Annotated in this window: 9 protein-coding genes; 7 read left to right on the plus strand and 2 right to left on the minus strand. The window is 65.2% G+C overall.

The features are described 5' to 3' along the window. The first annotated feature begins 27 nt into the window (after positions 1–27). The gene (gene ilvC, locus C7453_RS17805; RefSeq protein WP_114729506.1) at positions 28–1,047 is read left to right on the plus strand and encodes a ketol-acid reductoisomerase; all 1,020 of its coding nucleotides are present in this window, start codon (positions 28–30) and stop codon (positions 1,045–1,047) included. 179 nt (positions 1,048–1,226) lie between these two features. On the opposite strand, the gene C7453_RS17810 is transcribed toward ilvC, so the two are convergent. Continuing rightward, positions 1,227–2,042, minus strand: a complete 816-nt coding sequence (locus tag C7453_RS17810) for an AraC family transcriptional regulator (protein ID WP_114729530.1) — start codon at positions 2,040–2,042, stop codon at positions 1,227–1,229. A gap of 87 nt (positions 2,043–2,129) precedes the next feature. Between C7453_RS17810 and C7453_RS17815 the strand changes: the two genes are divergently transcribed. Genes C7453_RS17815 through C7453_RS17825 form a run of 3 tightly spaced genes read left to right on the plus strand, consistent with a single transcriptional unit; the run spans position 2,130 to position 4,192 of the window. Continuing rightward, positions 2,130–2,903, plus strand: a complete 774-nt coding sequence (locus C7453_RS17815; protein WP_114729508.1) for a class I SAM-dependent methyltransferase — start codon at positions 2,130–2,132, stop codon at positions 2,901–2,903. Beyond that, positions 2,903–3,463, plus strand: coding sequence for a GNAT family N-acetyltransferase (locus C7453_RS17820; protein ID WP_114729510.1), 561 nt, complete (start codon positions 2,903–2,905; stop codon positions 3,461–3,463). The genes C7453_RS17815 and C7453_RS17820 overlap by 1 nt, the downstream gene beginning before the upstream one ends. A 33-nt stretch (positions 3,464–3,496) precedes the next feature. Then, entirely contained in the window at positions 3,497–4,192 is a 696-nt protein-coding gene (locus tag C7453_RS17825; RefSeq protein WP_114729512.1) for a fumarylacetoacetate hydrolase family protein, read from the plus strand. On the opposite strand, the gene C7453_RS17830 is transcribed toward C7453_RS17825, so the two are convergent. Then, positions 4,177–5,085 carry a LysR family transcriptional regulator gene (locus C7453_RS17830; protein WP_114729514.1) on the minus strand — a complete coding sequence of 303 codons (909 nt, stop codon included), beginning with the start codon at positions 5,083–5,085 and terminating at the stop codon, positions 4,177–4,179. The two genes, C7453_RS17825 and C7453_RS17830, sit on opposite strands and share 16 nt — an antisense overlap. Positions 5,086–5,186: 101 nt before the next feature. On the opposite strand from C7453_RS17830, the gene C7453_RS17835 reads away from it, so the two are divergent. From C7453_RS17835 to clpB, 3 genes are all read left to right on the plus strand, one after another. Next, on the plus strand, positions 5,187–6,245 hold the full coding sequence (locus tag C7453_RS17835) for an aldo/keto reductase (RefSeq protein ID WP_114729516.1): 1,059 nt from the start codon (positions 5,187–5,189) through the stop codon (positions 6,243–6,245). A gap of 6 nt (positions 6,246–6,251) precedes the next feature. After that, positions 6,252–6,788 carry a GlcG/HbpS family heme-binding protein gene (locus C7453_RS17840; RefSeq protein ID WP_371858507.1) on the plus strand — a complete coding sequence of 179 codons (537 nt, stop codon included), beginning with the start codon at positions 6,252–6,254 and terminating at the stop codon, positions 6,786–6,788. Positions 6,789–6,964: 176 nt separating this feature from the next. Beyond that, entirely contained in the window at positions 6,965–9,568 is a 2,604-nt protein-coding gene (gene clpB, locus C7453_RS17845; protein ID WP_114729518.1) for an ATP-dependent chaperone ClpB, read from the plus strand. Positions 9,569–9,915 lie beyond the last annotated feature (347 nt).

Genomic DNA, 9,915 nt, shown 5'->3' on the forward strand with positions numbered 1-9,915 from the left:
TCTTTCGTTTCAACAGGAGGTCTTATCATGCGCGTGTATTATGATCGCGACGCCGACGTGAACCTGATCAAGTCCAAGAAGGTCGCGATCATCGGCTATGGCAGCCAGGGCCACGCCCACGCCAACAATCTGAAGGACAGTGGCGTCACCGAGATGGTGATCGGCCTGCGTCCGGGCTCGTCCGCCGTGGCCAAGGCCGAGGGTGCGGGCTTCAAGGTCATGGACCCCTCCGCCGCCGCCGCCTGGGCCGACGTGGTGATGGTGCTGACGCCCGACGAGGGCCAGGGTGCGCTGTACAAGGAGCATCTGGAAGCCAACCTGAAGCAGGGTGCGGCGCTGGCCTTCGCGCATGGCCTGTCGATCCATTTCCGCATCATCGAGGCGCGCCCGGACCTGGACGTGTTCCTGATCGCGCCCAAGGGCCCCGGCCACACGGTGCGTTCGGAATATCAGCGTGGTGGCGGCGTGCCCTCGCTGGTCGCGGTGGCGCAGAATGCGTCGGGCAATGCGCTGGAAATCGCGCTGTCCTATGCCTCGGCCAATGGTGGCGGCCGTGCGGGCATCATCGAGACGACCTTCAAGGAAGAGGTCGAGACCGACCTGTTCGGCGAGCAGGCCGTGCTGTGCGGTGGCCTGGTCGAGCTGATCCGCGCCGGGTTCGAGACGCTGGTGGAAGCCGGCTACGCCCCCGAGATGGCGTATTTCGAGTGCCTGCACGAGACCAAGCTGATCGTCGACCTGATCTATGAAGGCGGCATCGCGAACATGAACTACTCGATCTCGAACACGGCGGAATACGGCGAATACGTCACCGGCCCGCGCATCGTGACGTCCGAGACCAAGGCCGAGATGAAGCGCGTCCTGACCGACATCCAGGACGGCACGTTCGTGCGCAACTTCATCCTGGAAAACCAGTCGGGCAATGTCGGCTTCAAGGCCATCCGCGCCCGCAACAACGCCCACCAGATCGAGCAGGTCGGCGAGAAGCTGCGCGCGATGATGCCGTGGATCGGCAAGAACGCGCTGGTCGACAAGACCCGCAACTGATTACGCGACCGGCCGGGCGGGCGATTGTGCCCGCCCGGCCGTGTGTCTTCTTTTTCTGAAGAAAAAGAAGCAAAAAGACTTCTGTCTGTTCGAGGCTATCGTGTGCCCCAGCGCAAGACGCCTGAACGAATCAAAGTTTTTTGGTTCTTTTTTTCAAAAAAGAACAGAAGCCCTGGCATCTACCGAGACTGAGCCGCCAGATGCCGTTTCCGGAACCGCGCAGGTCCTTCCCCGGCGGTCTGGGCAAAGGCTTTCGCGAAGGCGCTGAGCGAAGCATAGCCGACATCGGCCGCGACGTCGGTGACGCGTCGGCCCTGGATCAGCAGCCCCATCGCCATCTGAATCCGCGCCTGTCCCAGCCACGTCTGCCATGTCAGGCCGGTTTCGCGCATGAACAGGCGGCGGAAACTGCGTTCGGACAAGGCGGCATGGTCGATGGCACCCGACTGGGTCGCGCCGGCAAGATCGGCCAGTGCGTAATCCATGGCGCGACGGAGGGAGGGATGGGTAGTGCTGGGCAGAAACAGCTTCAGTTCCTGCTCCAGCCACTCGCCGCATAACCGGGCGAGCACGTGCAGGAAGCTGTCGGCGAGGGGATCGGTCTCGCTGGCACCGCGTTCCCAGCGCGTCGCATACAGGATCATTTCGCGCATCAGCGGGTTCGCGACCAGGATGCGCACATGGGACGATGTGTCGGTGACGGAATCTGGCGAGAAATACAGCGAAGCGCCGTGATTGTCGCTGACCAGGGAGCGGTGGCGCGTGCCGGCCGGTATCCATGCCGCGCGTCCCTGCGGAAGAATATGGCGCCCCTGTTCGGTTTCGATCTGCGCGGGGCCGGCCGCCGCGTAGATCAGTTGATGGTACGGGTGCGCGTGCCAGTCATAGAGGACATTGCGGGCGGCATAGCGAAAGGCGAACCCGATGCCGGTCGGCCGGTCGAGGCCATGGCTGCGGAGAATGGCGTGGGTTTCTTCGTCGTCGAGGATGCGCATGGCCGGCATTCGTTCATTTATGACCGAAGAGCGTTAGCCGGTCAGGCAGTCTCCTGGCTATCTCCTTGGGCGACCGATGAGGATGAGATGACCGATATCACGCATAACCAGCGCATCGTCAGCCAGTTTACCCGGTGGGCGAAGCCGTTTGCCGAATTGCCCATCCATGCCGAGGCCGATGCCATGGCGCGCACCCTTGCCGCGTGTGCCCTGAAGCCGGACCTCTCGGTTCTCGATGTCGCCTGTGGCCCCGGCATTCTGGCATGCGCGATGGCGGGGCAGGTGCGCCATGTTACCGGCATCGATATCACGCCTGCCATGATCGCACAGGCGCAGGTGCGGCAAACCGCGTACGGGCTGGCGAATGTGGCGTGGCGGATCGGCGATGCGACCGCGTTGCCGTTTCCCGATGCCAGTTTCGACCGGGTGACGACACGCTACAGTTTCCATCATATGCCGGACCCGGCTGGGGTGCTGGCGGAGATGGCGCGCGTGTGCCGTCCCGGTGGACGGATCATCGTCATCGATGCGACCCCGTCACCCGAGACGCAGCATGCCTATGACGAGATGGAGCGGCTGCGGGACCCGTCTCATACCAGTGCCCTGACGCTGGATGAATTGCGACGGATCGGGCGCGCGGCGGGGCTGGAGGAGATGACGGTCGATGGATACCGTCTGGAAGCGCAGCTCGATACGCTGGCAGAGTCACGGGATATGCCGGCTCTGGCGGCCTTGTTCGAGGCGGATATCGCAGGCGGGCGGGATCGCCTCGGTGTGGGGGCATGGCATGGTGCGACGGGGCTCCGGTTTTATTTTCCGGTGTCGATCGTCGCGTGGGACTGTGTGAAAGGAACCGCCTAATGCAGACTGTCAGCACGCGATGGGCGAGCGAGGCCGATCTTCCGGCTTTGGAAACATTGATTGCGCTGGCGATCGGGACCTTGCAGGCGGCGTTTCTCTCGCCCGAACAGGTTGCGGCCAGCCGCGCGATCATGGGGCTGGATACCCAGCTTGTCGCGGACGGCACTTATCTGGTGGCTGAACGGGACGGCGAAATCGTGGGATGCGGCGGCTGGAGCCGGCGCGCGACGCTGTATGGCGGCGATCACAGCACCAGCCTGCGTGACCCCAGGCTTCTCGACCCCGCGCGTGATCCCGCGAAGATCCGGGCGATGTATACCCACCCGCGTTATGCACGGCAGGGAATCGGTCGGGTGATTCTCGCCGGATGCGAACAGGCTGCCCGCGCCGAGGGGTTTTCCGCGGTGGAGCTGATGGCGACGTTGAGCGGTCAGCCGCTTTATGCCGCCAGCGGGTATGAGCCCGTCGAGACGGTCGAAGCGAATGTGAACGGCATTATGGTGCCGCTGGTGCGGATGCGCAGGCTGTTCGGCTTTCGTGCGGCGGGAGAGTGGGCATAAGGTCGGGCAGGTTCAGCAGCAAGGACACCGACCATGACCGAGTACGTCATCCCGCAGCCGCCGCAGCCCAGTCTGGCGGTCACGGGGACCGAGGCCCGTTTCCCGGTGCGCCGGATCTGGTGCGTCGGGCAGAATTATGCCGAGCATGCGCGCGAGATGGGGGGCGATCCGGATCGTGCGCCGCCGTTCTTCTTCGCCAAGCCGGGCGATGCCGTCGTTCCCGGCGGCGGGGCGCTGCCGTTTCCGGTCAAGACCGCCAATCTGCATTATGAAGTCGAACTGGTGGTGGCGATCGGCACCGGCGGGCGGGATATCCCGGCGGATCAGGCATTGTCGCATGTCTATGGCTATGCGCTGGGCCTGGACATGACGCGCCGCGATCTTCAGGCGGCGGCCAAGAAGGCCGGCCGGCCCTGGGCACTGGCCAAGGGGTTCGACCAGTCCTGTCCGATCGGGCCGGTGGCGCCCGTGACCACCATCGGCCATCCGGAGCGCGGGCCGATCGCGCTGTCGGTGAACGGCGAAATTCGCCAGCAGGGCGATGTGTCGGACATGATCTGGCCGGTCGCCGATATCATCTCGCAGCTCAGTGCCTTCGTCGCGCTGGCGCCGGGGGACCTGATCATGACCGGTACGCCGGCGGGTGTCGGCCCGGTGCAGCCGGGGGATGTGCTGCATGCAAGGTGCGTCGGGGCCGGTACGCTGGATGTGACCTACGAGTCCGCCTGATCGGACGTGATACCGCCCGGTTGCAGCAGGTCGCCGATAAACAGCGCGATCTTCTGCGAGTGGGCGGTGCTGACGGGGTGGATGGCATAGAAGGTCACCGGGTCCGGTTCCCAGCCTTCCATCACCGTGACCAGCCGTCCTGTCCGAACGGCCTCTTCGACCTCCCACAGGGATTTCTGGGTCATGCCCATGCCGGCCAGCGCCCATTGCACCGGCAGTTCCGAATTGCTGGAGGCCAGCAGCCCGTCGATCCGCCAGGGGCGCGCGGCATCCCCACGGCCGAAGCGCCATGTGGCCCGGCACTGGCCGGTCATGTTGGCCACCAGGCAGTCATGGTGGGCGAGATCGGCGGGCGACCTCGGGGTACCCCGGCGGGCCAGATAGTCCGGGCTGGCCACCAGCACGCGGCGGCTTTCCATCAGGCGCCGGCCGGTCAGGGTGGTATCCACCACCGGCGCGCCGCGAATGGCGATGTCGAACCCTTCGCCGACGATGTCGGCCATCCGGTCCTCCAATGTCAGATGCACGCGGATGCCCGGATGGCGGCGGACGAAACCGGCGATGAACGGCGCCAGCCGCAAGCGTCCGAACGGGGTGGGGGCGGTGACGCGCAGCATGCCGCCGGGGGCGCTGACCGTTTCGCGCACCCGTGCTTCCATCCTCTCCGTGGCGGTCAGGATCGCGGTCGCTTCGTCCAGATAGACGCGCCCGGCCTCGGTCAGGGTCTGGCGTCGTGTGGTGCGTACCAGCAGGCGCGTGCCCAGCCGGTGTTCCAGCCGCGCCAGCCGGTCGCTGACCACCGAGGGGGCCAGGCCCAGATGGCGCGCCGCCGCCGACAGGCCGCCATGGCGGACGATTTCGACCATCACCCGCATTTCGTCGATGTCGCGCATCGTTCGCCTTTTCCGGAAACTGTTTTCCGATTTTGACGGTTATCATTCCCGGCCCGGCGCGCCCATAGTCCCGCTGACCGATCCGTTACAGGAGGCAATCCATGCAGTATCGTCAGCTCGGCCGGTCCGGCCTGCGTCTCTCGGCTTTCACGCTCGGGACCATGACGTTCGGGGGCAAGGGCGCATTCGCCAAGACCGGCAATACCGACCTCGCGGGCGCGCAGCGGCAGATCGACATGTGCATCGAGGCCGGGATCAATATCTTCGATACCGCCGATATCTATTCCGCCGGCGTGTCGGAGGAGATTCTTGGAGCGGCCCTGAAAGGGCGGTCTTCGGACATCCTGGTCAGCACCAAGACGCGCTTCCGCATGGGCGAGGGGGCGAACGATGCCGGCCTGTCGCGCTATCACATCGTCGCGGCGGCCGAGGCCAGCCTGCGCCGGCTGGGTCGCGACCATATCGACCTGTATTACCTGCATGAATGGGACGGCCAGACCCCGCTGGACGAAACGCTGGAGGCGCTGGACACGCTGACCCGCTCGGGCAAGATCCGCTATGCCGGGGTGTCCAATTTCTCGGGCTGGCACCTGATGAAGGCGTTGAGCACGGCGGAGCGTCATCGCCTGATCGCCCCGGTGGCGCAGCAGATCTATTATTCGCTCCAGGCGCGCGAGGCGGAATACGAATTGCTGCCGGTGGCGCTGGATCAGGGCATCGGCGTGCAGGTGTGGAGCCCGCTGGCGGGTGGCCTGCTGTCGGGCAAGCATCGGCGCGGCAAGCCCGAGCCCGAGGGCACGCGCCAGTTGGCCCAGTGGGGCGAACCGCCGGTTTACGATGTCGAAAAGCTGTACGATGTCGTCGAGGTTCTGGTGGCGATCGGCGCGGAACGGGGCGTGTCTGCCGCCCAGGTCGCGCTGGCCTGGGTCGCGCATCGTCCGGCGATCACTTCGGTCGTCATCGGGGCGCGGACCGATGCCCAGCTTGCCGACAATCTGAAGGCGACCGAACTGGCCCTCTCGCTCGAGGAGATGGCGCGTCTGGATGCGGCCAGTGCTCCGCCGCTGCTTTATCCTTATTGGCATCAGGCGCGCACGGCATCGGATCGCCTGTCGGCGGCGGACCTGCTGTTGCTCGGCCCTTCGATCAGCAAGGGCTGAGGCGCCATGGCATTCCATCGCCGCATTGCGGCCTGCATGCTCGCGGCCGGCACGGTCGCGGGCCTGATGAACGTGGCACCGGCCCAGGCGGTGGGCCCGGCTGTCATCACCACCCAGAAACTGTCGTGGGAGATTGCCGACCAACTCGCGGCGGCGGCGGTGCGGATCTGCGCGGCGCGGGGCTGGTCCGTCACCGCCGCCGTGGTCGATCCGTCCGGCCATGAGCAGGTGATCATCAAGGGCGACACGGTGCCGCTGCAATCGCTGTCGGTATCCTACCGCAAGGCCTACACGGCCTATGCCTACGGCATGACCTTCGACAAGGACACGACCAGCGCCCTGATCGCGGCCAAGGTCACAGGCCCGCCCAACGGGGCGCTGAACACGATTCCGCAGGTTCTGTTTGTGCCCGGCGGGGTGCTGCTGCGCCGGGCGGATCGTTCGGTGCTGGGGGGACTGGGTGTTTCCGGGGCGCCCGGCGGCGATCTGGACGAGGCCTGCGCGGTTGCGGCGGTTAAGGAGGTATCGCCCCGTTTTCAATGACCGGTGTCATGAAAACGGCCGCGTGAAGGGCGTGGCAGTCATGTGCCATCGCGTCACCATGCCCTTGTAACAACGTCCCATTATCCCCATCTCGGCCTTGGTGTGGTGCGCCGTTGCCTCCTGCAGGGATGGCGCCCCCCAGCTTCAGGTCGCCTGAGTGAAAGGGACATGGGATTATGAATATCGAGAAATTTACGGAACGGTCGCGCGGGTTCCTCCAGGCTGCGCAAACCATTGCGGTGCGTGAGTATAATCAGCAACTCACGCCCGAACATCTGCTGAAGGCGCTGCTGGACGACCCCGAAGGGGCGGCCTCCGCGCTGATCCGTGCTGCCGGCGGGCAGGCGCCTGCCATCCAGGCGGCGGTCGAGGCCGCGCTGGCCAAACTGCCCCGTGTGCAGGGTGGCGGGGCCGGTCAGCCTCAGGCTACGCCGGATCTGGTTCGTCTGCTGGATGCGGCGCAGAGCGCGGCGCAGAAGGCTGGTGATGAATTCGTGGCGCAGGATCGCCTTCTGGTGGCCATCGCCGCGTCGGAAACACCCGCCGGTCGCGCGTTGCGTGATGGCGGTGCGACGCCGCAGGCGCTGGACAAGGCGGTTGCCACCATCCGCAAGGGGCGCACCGTGACCAGCGAGAACGCCGAAGCCAGCTTCGACGCGCTGAAGAAATACGCCCGCGACGTGACCGAAATTGCCCAGCAGGGCAAGCTGGACCCGGTGATCGGGCGCGACGAGGAAATTCGGCGTGCAATCCAGGTGCTGGCCCGGCGCAGCAAGAACAATCCGGTCCTGATCGGCGAGCCCGGTGTGGGCAAGACGGCGATCGTGGAAGGGCTGGCCCTGCGCATCGTCAATGGCGACGTGCCGGAGGCGCTGAAGAACAAGCGGCTGCTCTCGCTCGATCTCGGCGCGCTGGTGGCGGGTGCCAAATTCCGCGGTGAGTTCGAGGAACGGCTGAAGGCGGTGCTCAAGGAGGTCGAGAGCGCCGAGGGGCAGGTGATCCTGTTCATCGACGAGATGCATACGCTGGTCGGTGCGGGTCGTAGCGATGGCGCGATGGATGCCTCCAACCTGATCAAGCCGGAGTTGGCACGCGGCACGCTGCATTGCATCGGCGCGACCACGCTGGATGAGTATCGCAAGTATATAGAGAAGGACGCGGCGCTGGCCCGGCGTTTCCAGCCGGTCTATGTCGGCGAGCCGTCGGTGCCCGACACGATCTCGATCCTGCGCGGCATCAAGGAGAAGTATGAGCTTCACCACGGCGTGCGGATCACCGACAACGCGCTGGTGGCTGCGGCGACGCTCTCCAACCGCTACATCACCGACCGGTTCCTGCCCGACAAGGCGATCGACCTGGTGGACGAGGCGGCCAGTCGCCTGCGGATGCAGATCGACAGCAAGCCGGAGGAACTGGACGAACTCGACCGCCGGCTGATCCAGCTCAAGATCGAGCGCGAGGCCATTCGCAAGGAAGACGATTCCGCCAGCCGCGAGCGTCTGGTGAAGCTGGAAGCCGAACTGGCGGAAATCGAGGAAAAATCGAACGCCATGTCGGCGGCCTGGCATGCCGAAAAGGATCGGGTGAACGCGATCCAGAAGCTGAAGGAACAGCTCGATCAGGCGCGTTCGGATGTCGAGGTCGCCCAGCGGCGCGGCGATCTGGGCCGGGCGTCGGAGCTGATGTACGGCGTCATCCCCAATCTGGAGGGGAAGATCGCCAGTGCGCAGGAGGCCAACGAGAGTGCCGCCGCCGGTGCCGGGCTGGTCAGCGAGGCCGTGACCGAGCAGGGCATCGCCTCCGTCGTGTCGCGTTGGACCGGCGTGCCGGTGGACCGCATGCTGGAAGGCGAGCGGGCCAAGCTGCTGCGGATGGAGGACGAACTGCGGCGCAGCGTGGTGGGTCAGGAACCGGCGCTGAAGGCCGTGGCCAACGCGGTGCGGCGTGCCCGTGCGGGCTTGCAGGACCCCAATCGGCCGATCGGCTCGTTCCTCTTCCTCGGCCCGACGGGCGTGGGCAAGACCGAGCTGTGCAAGGCGTTGGCCCGTTTCCTGTTCGACGACGAGAAGGCTCTGCTGCGCGTCGACATGAGCGAGTTCATGGAGAAGCACGCGGTCTCCCGCCTGATCGGCGCGCCTCCGGGCTATGTCGGTTACGAGGAAGGCGGCGTGTTGACCGAGGCTGTGCGGCGCCGGCCCTATCAGGTGATCCTGTTCGACGAGGTGGAGAAGGCGCACGAGGATGTCTTCAACGTCCTGCTCCAGGTGCTCGATGACGGACGCCTGACGGACGGGCAGGGGCGGACGGTCGATTTCCGCAACACCATCATCGTCCTGACCAGCAATCTGGGGTCCGACGTTCTGGCGCATCTGCCGGACAATGAATCCACCGATATGGTGCAGGCCGAGGTCATGAAGGTGGTGCGCAATCACTTCCGGCCGGAATTCCTCAACCGCCTGGACGAGATCATCCTGTTCTCCCGCCTCCAGCGGGCGGACATGACGCGGATCGTCGATATCCAGATCGGGCGCCTGCGCAAGCTGCTGGACGACCGGCATATCGAACTGGACCTGGACGAGCCGGGGCATCTCTGGCTGGCCGAGGAAGGGTATGATCCGGTTTACGGTGCGCGTCCGCTGAAGCGGGTGATCCAGCGCACGCTGCAGAACCCCCTGGCCGGGTTGCTGCTGGATGGCACCATCCATGACGGCGAGCGCATCAAGGTGTCGGCCGACGACAAGGGTCTGACCATCAACGGCCGGTCGATCGCCGAAGGCTGAACGGTTGCCGGGGCGGCGCATTGCGGTGCGCTGCCCCATCTGCGGCCCTTTTCGCCGCCCTGACATGGAAAAGCAGAAAAAAGTTCATTTTCTTATCCACTCCTTATCCACAGAGGGGTGTGGGCTCCCGGTTGGATGGGCCGGTTTTCCGGGAAAAACAGGGTGTTTGCTGGCGATTTTACGGCGCGTTGACATCCCCCCCCCGATCTCCGTAAAACCCGCCTCACCGAACGGCACTACCGCTTCGGACCGGTTCTTTGACAACAGAATATGGAATGGAAGGGATATGTTGGCGGCGTTCTGACGGCCTTTGAGAGAGGGTTGTTTTAGGTTTTGGTTTTATCTGG

Source organism: Gluconacetobacter liquefaciens, assembly GCF_003350405.1.
In the GTDB taxonomy this organism is placed as follows: Bacteria; Pseudomonadota; Alphaproteobacteria; order Acetobacterales; family Acetobacteraceae; genus Gluconacetobacter; species Gluconacetobacter liquefaciens.